The sequence below is a fragment of the Pseudodesulfovibrio sp. genome (assembly GCF_028692895.1).
Classification (GTDB): domain Bacteria; phylum Desulfobacterota; class Desulfovibrionia; order Desulfovibrionales; family Desulfovibrionaceae; genus Pseudodesulfovibrio.
Genome location: NZ_JAQUWN010000003.1, coordinates 26,856 through 40,832 on the forward strand (window position 1 = coordinate 26,856; position 13,977 = coordinate 40,832).

Below are 13,977 nucleotides of genomic sequence, written 5' to 3' on the forward strand. Positions count from 1 at the left end.
AAAGTTGAATTTGCAATTAATTCGAATGGTGATGCCATGAAACAATTGAGAATCCTTCTGGTGGATGACGAGGAACGTCTCCTCAGCACGACAAAGAAGCTCTTCGAGAAGATCGGGATCGAGGCCCACACGGCCACGTCCGGACCGGAAGCGCTGGACCTGCTCACGCGGCAGGAGGTGGACGTCATCTTTCTGGACATCAAGATGCCCGGAATGGACGGCATGGAGACCTTGCAGCGCATCAAGAAGGACTATCCCCTTATCGAAGTCATCATCCTGACCGGGCACGCCACCATGGAGACGGCGGTCGAGGGCCTGAAGCTCGGCGCCCTCGATTACCTCATAAAGCCGGTCAGCATGAAGGATTTTGTCCGCAAGGCGGAAGAAGCCTTCGAGAAGGTCTCCCTACAAAAGCAAAAAATCCACTCCGCTCAAATGGCCGAATCCCCGGAAGGGCAGGGTGGGCTGCGTTAGAACACTAAGGAGGTTGCAATGGTTAACATCAAGGTCCTCATGGTAGACGATGAGGAACGCTTTCGAACCACTACCGCGAAAATACTGGCTCGCAAAGGATTCCATACGATCCTGGCCGCCAGTGGTGAGGAGGCGTTGGACAAGCTGGCCGAGAATCCCGACGTTGTCATTCTCGATGTGAAGATGGGTGGCCTGGACGGGCACGACACCCTGAAGCTCATCAAGGCGCAACTCCCGGGTCTGCCGGTCATCATGCTCACCGGGCACGGCGACGTCCCCGGCGCGAAAAAGGCCTACGAGACGGGCGCGTTCGACTATCTGGCGAAGCCCTGCGACGTGGACCTGCTGAGCGCCAAGATCAAGGACGCCTACGATTACGCCAAAAAGGTGCCCTACGTGGAGAAGCTGGCGGGCGACATCATGATCCCGCTGGAGCGCTACACGCAGATTCCGCTGAACAGCACCGTCAAGGACGCCATCAAGGCGCTGGAAAAAGCCATGCGTCACCTGATGGCCACCGACCGCCTGATGGACACCGGCCACCGCTCGGTGCTGGTCACCGGCCTGGACGGCAAGATCGCCGGTCTGCTCAGCCCGCTCGATCTCGTCGACGCCATCCGGCCGGGGTATCTGTCCGCTCCCAAGCCGTCCATGGCCGACTCCCTGCAGTACTCCGCCATGTTCTGGCAGGGTCTGTTCACCTCGCGGGTCAAGGAAATCATGAACAAGCCCGTAAGCGAGTTCATGTCCGACTCCCTGCCCACCATCGACGTCAACGCCAACCTGATGGATGTGGCCAACACCATGGTCGACGGCCCGGCCCGGCGCATGCTGGTGCAGGCCAACGGCAAGGACGTGGGCGTGGTGCGTGAGCAGGAGCTGTTCTACGAAGTCGCCAAGATCATCGCTGCCAGCTGAATCACAGAAATACCTAGAGGTTAGACATGACTCAAACTAAGAAAAAGGCGACCGGTTACGACAAGTATGTCAACTGGAAGCTATTCATTATTCCGGTGGTGCTCCTTTTCGCGCTCCTGCTGATTCCTACGCCGCAGGGCATGAAGGATGTCGGCATTCAGTATTCGGTCGGCCCCAAGGTCGTGACCGACTACCTGTGCCAGCAGCTTTTCCAGAAAAAGAGCGCGGACTGCGAGCAGTGGCAGATTCTGAGCGCCCGCATGATGGAGCAGAACATGCGCATGGGCGCGCTCTCCAAGGCGCGTTTCCTCAAGCGCGACGCCAAGTGGGTCAAGAAGTACAAGATCCCCGCTGACGGAACCAACTTCAAGCGCGCCTACGAGTACGTCAAGGAAAACATTCCCGACGAAACCTACCTGTCCATGATGAAGGGGGCCTACAACCTCCGTGTCAAGGGCATCAAGTACGACGACCTCTCCAAGAGCGACAAGAAGAGCGCGGACAAGGGCGCATGGTCCATCAAGGTCGCCATCGCCATGGTCGTGTTCGTCGTCTTCTGCTTCATGACGGAATGCATCCCGCTGCCGGGCGTGGCCTTCTGCATCGGCCTCATCCTGGTCTTTACGGGCGTCGTCACACGAAGTCAGGTGGCGGGGCTCTACTGGGATGACGCGGTATGGTTCATCATGGGTTCGCTCATGTTCGCGGCCGCCTTCGTCAAGACGGGCGTGGACAAGCGCATGTGCCTGCTCATGTTCAAGAAGCTGGCCGTGCCCAACGTCCGTTGGATCACGCTCATCTTCTTCATCGTCATCACCCCGCTGGCGGCGTTCATTTCCGACCACGCCCTGGCGGCCATGTTCCTGCCCATCGGCATGCTGCTCTACCAGAACAGCCTGACCGACGAAGTGCCCGAGGACAAGGAACTCGCCAAGATGCTGATGATCGCCATCGCCATGGCGTGCAACATCGGCGGTCCCGGCGCTCCCTCCGGCGGCGCGCGCAACGTCATCATGATGACCTACCTGAACGACATGTTCGGCATGGACATCGGCTACGCCCAGTGGATGATGTACTGCATGCCATTCATCTTCGTCATGATCCCCATCACCTGGTTCGCGTGCAACACGCTCTTCAAGCCCCGCATCACCTCCCTGGCCCCGGCCATGCGCCACCTGGAAGGCGAGATCAGCAAGATGGGCAAGTGGAACCGCGGACAGATCTGGGCGATCATCATCTTCGCCGTCATGGTCTTCGGATGGTTCACTGAGAAGGAATTCTACAACATGGGCATCTACCCCATCCGCCTCGGCATCGGCGTCATCGCGGTCGCCGGCGCGGTCGCCTACCTGCTGGCCGGCGTCGTGAACTGGCGCGACTATCAGGAGAAGGTGGACTGGGGTGTCGTGTGGTTGTACGCGGGCGCGATCATCTTCGGCCGCACCCTGGACAAGACCGGCGCCGCTTACTGGCTCGCCCAGTCCGTCGTCGACATGCTGGCCCCGCTCGGCATGAATCACGGCCTGCCGCTGATGCTCACCTCCAACGGCCTGACCGCCGTGCTGACCAACCTGATGGCCGACGGCCCGGCTGCCGCCGCGGTCGGCCCCATCACCCTGAACATGGCCAGCATCGTGCACCCGGGCACCACGTTCCTGCCCTTTATGGCCATGGCCACCGCAGTGGCGTCTTCCTTCGCCTACTGCCTGATCATCGGCACCCCGCCGAACGCCATCGTGTACGCTTCCGGTTACCTGGAGCCCAAGGACTATCTGCGTGTCGGCGTGCCCATGTGGTTTGTCGCCAACATCATGATTATCCTTCTGACGGCAGTCTACTGGAGCGGTATCGGCTTCGGCTCACTACCATCATTCTAACACCCCGTAAGGTCACTCCATAACCCCGGCGGCCCGCTCTCGGGCGGGCCGCCGGACCCAACAAAACGACGGAGGATGAAAATGAACGCAAGTGAAAACAAGGATCGCGCCTTTGTCCACGAAAACGGCGTCACCTATTTCACCAAGCGGACCGAACGCAGGGTCCTGTTCCTGCTGACCATGGCGCTGCTGGTGTGGGGCGTGGTCGAGTACGCGCAGGGACTGTTCTAAGCACAGGGAGGAAGGGGAAATGGAATCCACGTGCACTGCCGGTTCGAGAATCAGCATCAGGGAATATTTCGAGATCATCATTAACGTCATGCGCTCCCCGGTCCGCTTCTTCGAGGGTGTGGGCCAGGAGGAGGGGATGCGGCGTCCGCTGCTCTTCCTCATGATTTCCGCGCTGTTCTTCTGCTCGGTGAGCATGACCTACTTTTTTGAAAACTCGCTCATGATGGGCTTCATCATGATGCTCAACGCCATACTCATGCCCGCCTTCGGGGCGGTGATAACCTTCACGCTGCTCGGCATGACCGGGACCGGGAAGGTGCCGTTCGCCAAGGTCTTCAACATCTACGCCTATTCAAGCGGTGCGGTCATGGTCGTGTCCTGGATTCCCGGGCTGGCCATCATCATGGAGCCAGTGCGCGCGCTGCTGATCGGCATCGGCCTGGTCAAGGCCGCCGGCGTCGGCAAGATCAAGGCCGCTCTGGTCATCGTGCTGACCGCGGCCATGATCCTGATCTTCTTCTGGAGCGCCGCGCCCGTCATCGAGGAGCTGAAACCGCTGCTGCGATGACTGGGGCCGGTCCCGCCTCCGGGCGGGACGCGATTTTCCTTCCAACCCCTTCCATGTCCGGGCCGGGCGCTTGTCCCTGGCGACCGGCCCGGACACCCTGGCGGGGAAACGGGAGAACTCAGATGAAGAAGATTCGACTGCTGCTCGTCGACGACGAGACCGACTTTCTGCACGCCTATACCCGCCGCTTCATCCGCCGCAACGCGGAGATCGAGTCGGCCCAGAGCGGCGAGGAAGCCCTGGAAAAGATCGAGGGCGGCCGCTTCGACGTGGTCATCCTGGACGTGATGATGCCCGGCATGAGCGGGTTGGAGACCCTGCGCCGGATCAAGGCGCTGCACCCCGAGCTTCCGGTCATCATCCTGACCGGCCACGCCAACTCCAAGGCCCTCATCGAGGGCATGGAGAGCGGCGCCTTCGACTACCTGCTCAAGCCGGTGGGCACGGACGAGCTGTACTTCAAGGTCCTGGACGCGGTGCGGGCGCGCCGCCTGCCGTCCGACTGATCCGGGGAGACCGAGCCATGCAGACCCTCATCCGCAACATCTTCAACCTGATCCGGCGGGCGCCGGAGGACGGCGACGCGGCCGCGCGCTTCATCGCCAAGTCCGAGAACTTCCGCCTGCTGCTCACGGCCAACAACGAGGCCCTGGAGCGCATGGCCGAGATGGGCGAGGACGCCCGGTCCGGCCGGGCCTTCGGCATGTCCCACGTCCGGGCGTCGAGTCTCAAGACGGCGGCCTCGGTCCGGGGCATGATCGAGCGGCTGTGCCGTATGCACCCCGGCCGTTACGACGCGCTCAAGGACGTCTTCAACCGCATCGTCATGGACATGGAGAACGCCCTGGTGCAGCGGGCGGACCGGCCCGCGGGGCCCATGGTCCTCGGCCTGGACGCCGTGCGCGCCGACGCCATGCCCGAGACCGGGTCCAAGGTGGCCCTGCTCGGCGAGATCGCGGCGGGCCTCCGCCTGCGCATCCCGCGCGGCTTTTCCGTCACCGGCTCGGCCTTCCGCCTCTTCATGGAGCACTCCGGGCTGGACGACGAGATCAACCGGCTCATCCAGATCACGGACAGCAGTGAGCTCGACGAGCTCCGGAACCTGGAGGCGAGCATCCGCCGGGCCATCGACATGGCCGCCTTTCCGCCCGGCCTGGAGGAGGCCATCGACGCGGAGTGCGCCAGGCTCAGGGCGGACGGCAAGGGCGTCCGGCTGGCCGTGCGCAGCAGCGCGCTCGGCGAGGACTCGGAGGAGGCCAGCTTCGCGGGCCAGTTCCTGACCCTGCTCGGCGTGTTGCCCGGCGACGTGGCCGAGGCGTACCGCAGCGTGGTGGCCTCCATGTATTCGGCCACGGCCATGCTCTACCGGTTCAACCGGGGGCTCAGGGAGGACGGCGTGGTCATGTGCGTGGGCTGCATGGAGATGGTCGACGCCGTGGCCGGGGGCGTGGTCTACACGCGCAACCCCGTGGCCCCGGAGGAGGGCGTGCTGGTCTCGGCCGCGCCCGGCCTGCCGTGCACCGTGGTGGACGGCTCGGCGCTCATCGACACCTGGATCGTCAACCCCGACACCCTGGAGGTCGTCCGGGCCGAGATCGCGGACAAGCAGTGGGCGCACGGCGTGGGGCCCGGCGGCTCCATCGTGCGCGAGGAACTGGCCGAGGGGAGGGGCGCGCTGCCCGCCATCGGCGAGGACCTGGTGTCCGAACTGGCCCGGACCGGGCTCGCCATCGAGGCGTATTTCGGCCAGCCGCAGGACGTGGAGTGGGCCCTGGGCCAGGACGGCGGGGTCTATTACCTTCAATGCCGTCCCCTGGCCGTGAGCGGCCGGGAGAGCAAGCCGGAGCGCGCTCCGGAGGACGAGGACGCGCCCTTCGCCATCCTGGCCTCGGCCGTGCCCGCCAGCCCCGGTGTGGCCGGGGGCAACGTCTTCCTGGTGGAGTCGGACGAGGACATGCTCGACTTCCCGCAGGGAGCGGTGCTCCTGACGCGCAACGCGCGTCCCCAGCTTTCGGCCCTGCTGCCGCGCGCCTCGGCCCTCATCGCCGAGTTCGGCAGCCCGGCCAGCCACCTGGCCAACGTGGCCCGCGAGTTCTCCATCCCGGCGCTCATCGGCGCGCCCGGCGCGGTGGACCGCCTCTCCGGCGTCAGCGCGGTCACGGTCAACGCCCGCACCGGCACGGTCTACCTCGGCATCCGCCAGGGCCAGATCGACGCCTGGTCGGGCCGCAAGGCCCCCCTGCGGGAAAACGACGTGGTCCAGGCCCTGAAGCGGGTCCTGCCCTACGTCTCGCCCCTCAACCTGACCGACCCGGACGCCCCGGAGTTCACGCCCGAGCACTGCCGCTCCCTGCACGACATCACGCGCTACTGCCACGAGAAGGCGGTGTTCGAGATGTTCGCGGGGTCGGACCACCCCACGGCCAACGCCCGCAAGCTCATGGGCGAGACGCCCATGCAGTACTGGCTGGTGGACATCGGCGGCGGCACGGCGGAGTCGGGCGAGGAAGGCTACATCTCCCTGGACGACGTGCGTTCGCGCGTCATGCTCGCCCTGTGGCGCGGCATGACCGCCGTGCCCTGGGACGGGCCGCCGCCCCCGAGCGCCAGCGGGTTCATGTCCGTGGTCTCCCAGGCCGCGCAGAATCCGGCCCTGACCCCGGGCGTGGCCAACGACATGGGGCGGCGCAACTACTTCATCGTGGGGCGCAACTACTGCAACCTGCAATCCCGGTTCGGCTTCCACTTCTGCACCGTGGAAGGGTTCGCGGGGGACGACCCCACGGCCAACTACGCCCTCTTCCAGTACCGGGGCGGCGGGGCGGACATCGGCCGCCGCCGCGTGCGCATCAAGCTGGTGGCCGAGGTGCTGGAGCGCCACGGCTTCATCGTGGAGGCGCGCGACGACGCCCTGCACGCCCGCATCGAGGGCGTGGGCCGCGAGGCCGTGGAGCGTGGCATGGCCGTCATGGGCTACCTGCTGGTCCACACCCGGCAGATCGACATGGCCATGGCCGACCCGGCCGCCGGCGAGCGCTATCGCGCCAAGTTCGAGCGCGACATCGAAACGGTCCTGAACGGCCTCCCGGAGGCCGCCGGGACGGAGGTAACCGGGCAATGACCGACACTTCCTACACACGGTTGCGCCTGAGCCTCATGCTCCTGACACTGGGGCTCTCCCTGGTCCCGCTCTTCGCCCTCGGGTTCGTCATCGACTCCGAGTTCCGCGAGTCCTACGGCGACAAGCTGACCAGCAACCTGAAGCTGGTGGCGCACAACAAGGCCGACGCCCTGGACGTCTTCCTGACCGAGCGGGTGGTCCAGCTTGAGATGGTGGCCGGGATGAACACCCTGGACAGCCTCTCGAACCAGCAGGCCCTGGAACTGGTCTTCGACACCGTGCACGAGGCCAGTCCGTCCATCATCGATCTGGGCGTCATCGGCCAGAACGGCCGCCACGTGGCCTACAGCGGCCCCTTCGACCTGCGCGACGTCAACTACAAGGACGAGCCCTGGTTCCATCAGGCCATGCTCAAGGGGCTGTACATCAGCGACGTGTTCATGGGCTTCCGCAACTTTCCCCACTTCATCATCGCGGTGAAGCGGCGGGAGGGCGGCCGGACCTGGATACTTCGGGCCACCATCGACTCCGACATCTTCACCGGCCTGGTGCGCAACGTCCAGAGCGGAGCCTCGGGCGACGCCTACCTGGTCAACCGGGAGGGCGTGCTCCAGACCCCGTCGCGCTTCGGCGGCAAGGTGCTCGGCCAGGCGTCCCTGCCCGCATACCGGCCCTCGGGCGACGTGGACGTGGTCCGCTGGACCGAGGACGGGACCGAGCTGGTGGCCGGGATCGCCCCCCTGGCCCACACCGACTGGCGGCTGGTGGTCATCGAGAACCAGCAGGAGGAGCTCTCGCCTCTGCTGCGGGCCCAGTCCCTGATTTTCGGGCTGTTCCTGATCTGCGCCCTGATGATCGCGGCCGGGGCCTACCTGTCCGTCGGGTCCGTGGTCAAGCGGCTCCAGAAGGCGGACAAGGCGCGTGCGGCCATGGACGCCGCCGTGGTGCAGTCCAACAAGATGGCCTCGCTGGGCAAGCTGGCCGCAGGGGTGGCCCACGAGATCAACAACCCGCTGTCCATCATCCGCGAGAGCGCGGGCTGGATTCGCGACATCATCAACGACGGCGAGTTGGGCGAGTCCACGGCCGTGGACGATCTTCAGGAGGCCACGTCCGACATCGAGCGGCACGTGGAGCGGGCGCGCACGGTCACCCACCGAATGCTCGGCTTCGCCCGGCGCATGGAGCCCCTCCAGGAGGACGTGGACCTGAACATGCTGGCCCGCCAGACCGTCTCCTTCCTGGAAAACGAGATAAGGCACCGCAACATCGAGGTGGAGTGCCGCTTCGACCAGGACCTGCCGCTCATCACCACCGACGCCAACCAGATCCAGCAGGTCATTCTCAATCTGCTGGAGAACGCCATCGACGCCATCGGCCACGACGGCTGCATCGAGGTGGAGACCCGGCCCGGCGACGGCGCGGTGGTCATGGACATCGCCGACAGCGGGGAGGGCATCTCCCCGGAGAACGTCTCCAAGGTGTTCGACCCCTTCTTCACCACCAAGCCCACCGGCGAAGGCACCGGGCTCGGACTCTCCATCGTCTACAGCACGCTCAAGAAGCTCGGCGGGGGAATCGATGTGCGCAGTGAACGTGGCGTCGGGACCACCTTCACCATCACCCTGCCCCTGGTCCACGTCAGCATTCCCGGACGTCAGGAGGAGTCATGGACAGAGTAAGAGTCCTCGTCGTCGACGATGAAGCCGATTTTCTGAAGCTCATCAAGCGACGGCTCGAAAAGCGGAACGTGGAGGTGTCCGTGGCGCCCGGCGGCCGCGAGGCCCTGGACCATCTGGCCGGGCAGCCGACGGACGTGGTCATCCTGGACGTGCGTATGCCCGGCATGAGCGGCATCGACACGCTCAAGGAGATCCGCAAGCGCTACCGGGAGACCGAGGTCATCATGCTCACGGGCCACGGCTCGGTGCAGTCGGGCATCGAGGGCATCAGCCACGGGGCCTACGACTACATGCTCAAGCCCTTCAACATCGACGATCTGCTTGAACGTATCCGGGCCGCCTGCGAAAGGGCCCGTCTGAAGAAGGCGGAAAGGGAGCGTGCATGACCCTTTGCAACGTGCGGCGCCTGCTGCGGATCGGGCAGTACGTCTGCCCCGGCCTGGTGCTCCTCCTGGCCTGGCTGGCCTGGCGTCGGCCCCTTGTCCACATCGGCATCATCTTCGCGATGACCGCCGCGGCGGCGGCCATCGCCATCTGGCTGGTGCTCCACCTGGCGGTGAGGCGCGTCCAGTCCGCCTGCGACGAGCAGTCCGAACTGGGCAACCAGCTCATCCAGTCCCAGAAGATTCTGGCCCTTGGCGAGATTTCCACGGGCATCGCCCATGAGATCAACAACCCGCTGAACATCATCATGCAGGAGGCCGAGCTGGTTCGCGCAGACCTGGAGATGGACGTCAATCCCGAGGCCCTGCACGAGATCAAGGAGAGCCTGGAAGTCATCATCCGCCAGGTGGAGCGCTGCTCGGACATCACCCACAAGCTGCTGGACTTCGCGCGCAAGCGGGTGCCCATCTCCCAGCCTGCGAACCTGAACCGGCTGATGGAGGACATGCTCGACCTGCTGGAGCGCGGCGGCGGACCGGGCAACGTGGAGATCGTCAAGGCCTTCGACCCGCTCCTGCCCATGGTCAAGACCGATCCGCCCCTGCTCCGCCAGGTCTTTCTCAACCTGCTCATCAACGCGGTCCAGGCCATGGAGGAGTCCGGCGGCTTCCTCTACGTCACCACCTACGTGGACCACGCCCAGGTCTGCGTCGAGGTGCGCGACACCGGGCCGGGCATTCCCCAGGAGAACCTGGAGCGGGTCTTCAACCCGTTTTTCACCACCAAGGAGCCGGGCAAGGGCACGGGGCTCGGCCTGTCCGTGAGCGTGCGCATCGTCAGCCAGCTCGGCGGCGACATGGCGGTGCGTTCGGAAAAGGGCTCCGGAGCGGCCTTCACGGTATGCATTCCCATAACAGCCTAACGGGAGTATGAAGATGCAAACGACGGCAAGAGTGCTCGTTGTGGACGACGAGGATCGGTTCCGACAGACCATTCGGCGGCTGCTGGAAAAGGCGGGCCACACCGTGGACGAGGCCCCGGACGGGACCACAGCCCTCGGGATGCTTGAGTCCGGCGACTTCGACGTGGTCCTGCTGGACCTGAAGATGCCCGGCCTCTCGGGCGAGGACACCTTCCTGAAGATTCGCCAACTGGGCATCGACGCGGAGGTCGTCTGCCTCACCGGGCACGTCTCCGTGGCCGACGCCACCAAGCTGCTCCAGAAGGGGGCCTTCGACTATCTGCTCAAGCCCGCGTCCGTCAGCGAGATTCTGCAGTGCGTCAGCCGGGCGGCGGAGAGCAAGATGCTCCGCAACGAGAAGATCGAGGTCTCGCAGCTCCTCGGCTACGGTGACGACTAACCGGCTCCGGGGGGGCCGTATGCGCGGGATGAAAGCATGAACGACGATTTTGGTTACGAAGCGCTGGGCAACTGTTACTGGAACGGGTCCATGGGCTCGTTCGTCGTGGGGATCATCGGTTCGGGCCCGGCCTTCAAGGTTCTGCTCGACATCATCTACAACGAGGCCTTCCGGGAGTTCCTGCCCGAGATGCGCCTGGCCGCCGTGAGCGAGCTGGACCCGGCCCAGTCGGACGCCGGGCTGGTCGAGCCGGGTTGCCCCCTCTATCCCACCTGGCGCGAAATGCTCGACAACCACCCGGAGATCAACCTGGTGGTGGAGCTGGGCTGCGACGAGGAGCTGCTCCAGGCGGTCCGGGCGGCCCTGCCGGAGCACGTCTCGCTCATGGACCACCGCGAGGCGGTCTTCTTCTGCGGCATGCACGACATGGCCCTGGTCAAGGGCAACTTCATGAACCAGATGGACCACCAGCGCACCCTGATCCAGTCCATCATCGACGAAATCCGCGAGGACATCTTCCTCCTCGACAAGAGCGGCAACGTGGTGGACGTGAACCGGATCGTCTGGCAGCGAGCCGGGGTCTCGCGCAGGAGCCTGCTGGGCCTGCCGTGCTGGCACGGCGCGCGGCTGCGCGACGGCTCGGTCTTCTGCCGCCACCTGGACCCGGCCTGTCCCTTCCACAAGACCCTGCAGAGCGGCGAGAAGGAGGAGACCCTGGTCACCAGGGTCAACGGCAGCGGACTGCTCCAGTATTACCGGCTCTACGCCTATCCCATTTTCGACATGCGCGGGCACATGACCCACGTCATGGTCATGCACCGCGACATCACCGAGCGGACCCACCGCGAGAAGTATCAGCAGCAGCACGACAAGTTCGCCATCATCGGCGAGATGTCCACCTATCTGGCCCACGAGATCCGCAACCCGCTCTTCGCGGTGGGCGGATTCGCCAACTCCCTGCTCAAGTCGCCCAACCTGGGGGAAAAGGAGCGGGAAAAGGTCCAGATCATCGTCAGCGAGACCATGCGCCTCGACCGGATGCTGACCAACATGCTCAACTTCGCCCGGCCCTCGCGCGCTCCGGAGGGGAGGGTCGACATCGTGGCCGTGTGCAACGACGCGGCGGAGCTCATGGGCATCGGCTACGGCAAGCAGGGCTACCAGGTGGAGGTCCGCCAGCAGCGCACCCCGCTGCCCTCGGTGCAGGGCGACCCGGACGCCCTCAAGCAGTGCCTGGTCAACCTCATCAAGAACGCCATCGAGGCCATGCCCGACGGCGGCGTCATCGCCCTGGAGCTGACCCTGGACCAGGCCATGGTGGTTGTCCGGGTCAGGGACCAGGGCATCGGCATGGGCGAGCACGAGCTGGATCAGGTTTTCAACCCATTCTATTCCACCAAGAAGGAAGGGAGCGGCCTGGGGCTGGCCATGATCAAGAAGATCGTGGAGGAGTGCGGCGGCCGCGTCCAGTTGGCCAGCGTCCCGAACCAGGGGACCACGGTCTCGCTCTACCTTTGCCCGAGCCTCGACGTCCCGGGCGACAAGGCGCTCCCGGCGGGCAAGTAGGCCCCGCGCCCCCAGGCCGTCCGGGAGCGGCGTGCACACCGCCCGTGTCGCTTGCACTACCTGCACTTTTTGTGCAAAATAATGTGCATAAGAGTGCACTTCTGTCGCGATCACGTCACGGGATTATCCTTTTATAGTGTTTTATCTCAAGCTGTTGCGAGTTTGGCACGCCGCGTGCTTTATGTCGGGCAGGCAATGACCTTCCCCACATCAAAACATGGCAGAGATGCAACGATACAAGGAGAGATGAACATGACCAGGAAAAACGTGACCACTTTTGCGCTGGCTCTGGCGCTCGTGATGACCGTGGCGGGCTTCGCCTCGGCGGGCCCCGGCGGACAGGGATACCATGGCCGCGGCGGCTGCGGCGCGTGGAGCGGCGGGCCGGCCTGCGGCAACGGCGGCCCCGGGCTGCGAGGCATTTATTCCCAGTTGACCCCGGAGAAGAAGGCGGCCGTGGACAAGATCTTCGAGAGCTACCGCGGCAAGTTCGACGCGGTGCGCAACGAGCTGGAGACCAAGCACGCGGTGCTTGAGGCCATGGTCAACGGCGGCCAGGCCGACGAGAAGAAGATCGGCAAGGTCGTCAGCGACATGTCCGGCCTGCGAGACAAGATGGTCGACCTGCGCAAGGACCTGCGCGCCGACCTGTCCAAGGAGCTGGGCATCGAGCTGCCCGAGACCGGTTTCGGCCGCGGCTGCCCGGGCTTCGGCTCCGGCAACGGCCCTGACGACTGCCCGGGCTATGGCCCCGGCCAGGGGCGCGGAATGCGCGGCGACGGCCCCCGTTGGCAGTAACTTTCCGTTAACCGGAAAACAGGATTGCACGGGACGGTTTCTCATGGGGAGAAACCGTCCCGCTGCGTGAAAATAACCACTGCAACAGAGCGGGAAATACAGTATCATGCTCGGGAGGCGGGCCAGGGAGTGTGCGCCCCTTGACCCTCGAAACCCCCAAAGGAGACCTCCGATGCTTCGCAAGATCACTTCATTGACCGCGTTGCTTTCCTTCCTGGTCACGCTGACCACCAGCGTGGTCCTTTACATCGTGCCCCACGGCCGCGTGGCCTACTGGGCCGACTGGACCTTCCTGGGCCTGTCCAAGGACCAGTGGGACGGGACCCACATCACCGTCGGCACGCTGTTCATTGTGGCCCTCCTGCTGCACGTCTGGCTCAACTGGAAGCCGCTCATGGCCTACATGAAGAACAAGGCGCGCCAGATGGTGGTCCTGACCGGGCCCATGATCGTCAGCGTGGCCATCACCCTGTTCGTCTTCTTCGGCACCCTGCTGGGGCTGCCGCCCATGCAGCAGATTCTCGATTTCGGCGCGTCCATCAAGGACGACGCCGTCAAGACCTACGGCAACCCGCCCTTCGGCCATGCCGAGCTGAGCCCGCTGGACAAGTTCTGCGGCTACCTCGGCCTGGACGTGGAAAAGGCCGTGGCCGCCCTCAAGGCGGCCGGATACACCCTGGAGAAGGGCGCGGCCACCGAGTTGAAGGACATCGCCCGGTCCAGGGGCGTGAGCCCGCAGCATGTCTTTGAGGACATACGCGGCGGACTGGGCGGCGATCCCTTCGGCCGTCTGCCCGCCGACCCGCCCCAGGGGCTGGGCCGCATGGCCTTCTCGGAGGTCTGCGCCGGGTTCGGCCTGCCCGTGGAGGACGCCATCGCCCGGCTGAAGGCCAAGTCCGTCAACGCCACGCCGGAAATGACCATCAAGGACATCGCCGCGGGCAGCGACATGAAGCCCCGCGACGTCTACGAGATTCTCCGGGGCAACTAGCGGGGC

At 64.9% G+C, this 13,977-nt stretch carries 14 protein-coding genes; all 14 read left to right on the top strand.

All coding sequences use genetic code 11. The features are described 5' to 3' along the window. Nucleotides 1–36 precede the first annotated feature (36 nt). The 14 genes from PHP91_RS01275 to PHP91_RS01340 all read left to right on the top strand — a co-directional run bounded on the left by PHP91_RS01275 (nt 37) and on the right by PHP91_RS01340 (nt 13,971). On the top strand, nt 37–474 hold the full coding sequence (locus PHP91_RS01275) for a response regulator (protein WP_300135739.1): 438 nt from the start codon (nt 37–39) through the stop codon (nt 472–474). An 18-nt stretch (nt 475–492) separates the two neighbouring features. Next, nucleotides 493–1,392, top strand: coding sequence for a response regulator (locus PHP91_RS01280; protein ID WP_300135741.1), 900 nt, complete (start codon nt 493–495; stop codon nt 1,390–1,392). Between the two features lie 26 nt (nt 1,393–1,418). Then, a complete protein-coding gene (locus tag PHP91_RS01285; protein WP_300135743.1) occupies nt 1,419–3,269 on the top strand; it encodes a DASS family sodium-coupled anion symporter in 1,851 nt (616 codons plus the stop codon). Between the two features lie 81 nt (nt 3,270–3,350). Then, a complete protein-coding gene (locus PHP91_RS01290; RefSeq protein ID WP_300135745.1) occupies nt 3,351–3,500 on the top strand; it encodes a hypothetical protein in 150 nt (49 codons plus the stop codon). 19 nt (nt 3,501–3,519) lie between these two features. Then, nucleotides 3,520–4,068: a YIP1 family protein gene (locus PHP91_RS01295; protein ID WP_300135747.1), complete on the top strand. Its 549-nt coding sequence runs from the start codon at nt 3,520–3,522 to the stop codon at nt 4,066–4,068. 122 nt (nt 4,069–4,190) lie between these two features. Continuing rightward, on the top strand, nt 4,191–4,574 hold the full coding sequence (locus PHP91_RS01300) for a response regulator (RefSeq protein ID WP_300135749.1): 384 nt from the start codon (nt 4,191–4,193) through the stop codon (nt 4,572–4,574). A 17-nt stretch (nt 4,575–4,591) separates the two neighbouring features. Further along, nucleotides 4,592–7,189: a PEP/pyruvate-binding domain-containing protein gene (locus PHP91_RS01305; protein ID WP_300135751.1), complete on the top strand. Its 2,598-nt coding sequence runs from the start codon at nt 4,592–4,594 to the stop codon at nt 7,187–7,189. Beyond that, entirely contained in the window at nt 7,186–8,871 is a 1,686-nt protein-coding gene (locus PHP91_RS01310) for a PAS domain-containing sensor histidine kinase (RefSeq protein WP_300135753.1), read from the top strand. The genes PHP91_RS01305 and PHP91_RS01310 overlap by 4 nt, the downstream gene beginning before the upstream one ends. After that, the gene (locus PHP91_RS01315) at nt 8,859–9,257 is read left to right on the top strand and encodes a response regulator (RefSeq protein ID WP_300135755.1); all 399 of its coding nucleotides are present in this window, start codon (nt 8,859–8,861) and stop codon (nt 9,255–9,257) included. The genes PHP91_RS01310 and PHP91_RS01315 overlap by 13 nt, the downstream gene beginning before the upstream one ends. Then, the gene (locus PHP91_RS01320; protein ID WP_300135757.1) at nt 9,254–10,177 is read left to right on the top strand and encodes an ATP-binding protein; all 924 of its coding nucleotides are present in this window, start codon (nt 9,254–9,256) and stop codon (nt 10,175–10,177) included. The genes PHP91_RS01315 and PHP91_RS01320 overlap by 4 nt, the downstream gene beginning before the upstream one ends. Nucleotides 10,178–10,184: 7 nt before the next feature. Continuing rightward, on the top strand, nt 10,185–10,616 hold the full coding sequence (locus PHP91_RS01325) for a response regulator (RefSeq protein WP_300135759.1): 432 nt from the start codon (nt 10,185–10,187) through the stop codon (nt 10,614–10,616). Nucleotides 10,617–10,652: 36 nt separating this feature from the next. Then, nucleotides 10,653–12,182 carry an ATP-binding protein gene (locus PHP91_RS01330; protein ID WP_300135761.1) on the top strand — a complete coding sequence of 510 codons (1,530 nt, stop codon included), beginning with the start codon at nt 10,653–10,655 and terminating at the stop codon, nt 12,180–12,182. Nucleotides 12,183–12,434: 252 nt separating this feature from the next. Next, nucleotides 12,435–12,980 carry a Spy/CpxP family protein refolding chaperone gene (locus tag PHP91_RS01335; protein WP_300135763.1) on the top strand — a complete coding sequence of 182 codons (546 nt, stop codon included), beginning with the start codon at nt 12,435–12,437 and terminating at the stop codon, nt 12,978–12,980. A 172-nt stretch (nt 12,981–13,152) separates the two neighbouring features. Next, nucleotides 13,153–13,971, top strand: a complete 819-nt coding sequence (locus PHP91_RS01340; protein WP_300135765.1) for a DUF4405 domain-containing protein — start codon at nt 13,153–13,155, stop codon at nt 13,969–13,971. Nucleotides 13,972–13,977 lie beyond the last annotated feature (6 nt).

What these genes read in the sequence shown, in the direction of transcription:
- PHP91_RS01275 (WP_300135739.1), top strand. Translation starts at nt 37, where the DNA reads ATGAAACAATTGAGAATCCTTCTGGTGGATGACGAGGAACGTCTCCTC.
- PHP91_RS01280 (WP_300135741.1), top strand. Translation starts at nt 493, where the DNA reads ATGGTTAACATCAAGGTCCTCATGGTAGACGATGAGGAACGCTTTCGA.
- PHP91_RS01285 (WP_300135743.1), top strand. Translation starts at nt 1,419, where the DNA reads ATGACTCAAACTAAGAAAAAGGCGACCGGTTACGACAAGTATGTCAAC.
- PHP91_RS01290 (WP_300135745.1), top strand. Translation starts at nt 3,351, where the DNA reads ATGAACGCAAGTGAAAACAAGGATCGCGCCTTTGTCCACGAAAACGGC.
- PHP91_RS01295 (WP_300135747.1), top strand. Translation starts at nt 3,520, where the DNA reads ATGGAATCCACGTGCACTGCCGGTTCGAGAATCAGCATCAGGGAATAT.
- PHP91_RS01300 (WP_300135749.1), top strand. Translation starts at nt 4,191, where the DNA reads ATGAAGAAGATTCGACTGCTGCTCGTCGACGACGAGACCGACTTTCTG.
- PHP91_RS01305 (WP_300135751.1), top strand. Translation starts at nt 4,592, where the DNA reads ATGCAGACCCTCATCCGCAACATCTTCAACCTGATCCGGCGGGCGCCG.
- PHP91_RS01310 (WP_300135753.1), top strand. Translation starts at nt 7,186, where the DNA reads ATGACCGACACTTCCTACACACGGTTGCGCCTGAGCCTCATGCTCCTG.
- PHP91_RS01315 (WP_300135755.1), top strand. Translation starts at nt 8,859, where the DNA reads ATGGACAGAGTAAGAGTCCTCGTCGTCGACGATGAAGCCGATTTTCTG.
- PHP91_RS01320 (WP_300135757.1), top strand. Translation starts at nt 9,254, where the DNA reads ATGACCCTTTGCAACGTGCGGCGCCTGCTGCGGATCGGGCAGTACGTC.
- PHP91_RS01325 (WP_300135759.1), top strand. Translation starts at nt 10,185, where the DNA reads ATGAAGATGCAAACGACGGCAAGAGTGCTCGTTGTGGACGACGAGGAT.
- PHP91_RS01330 (WP_300135761.1), top strand. Translation starts at nt 10,653, where the DNA reads ATGAACGACGATTTTGGTTACGAAGCGCTGGGCAACTGTTACTGGAAC.
- PHP91_RS01335 (WP_300135763.1), top strand. Translation starts at nt 12,435, where the DNA reads ATGACCAGGAAAAACGTGACCACTTTTGCGCTGGCTCTGGCGCTCGTG.
- PHP91_RS01340 (WP_300135765.1), top strand. Translation starts at nt 13,153, where the DNA reads ATGCTTCGCAAGATCACTTCATTGACCGCGTTGCTTTCCTTCCTGGTC.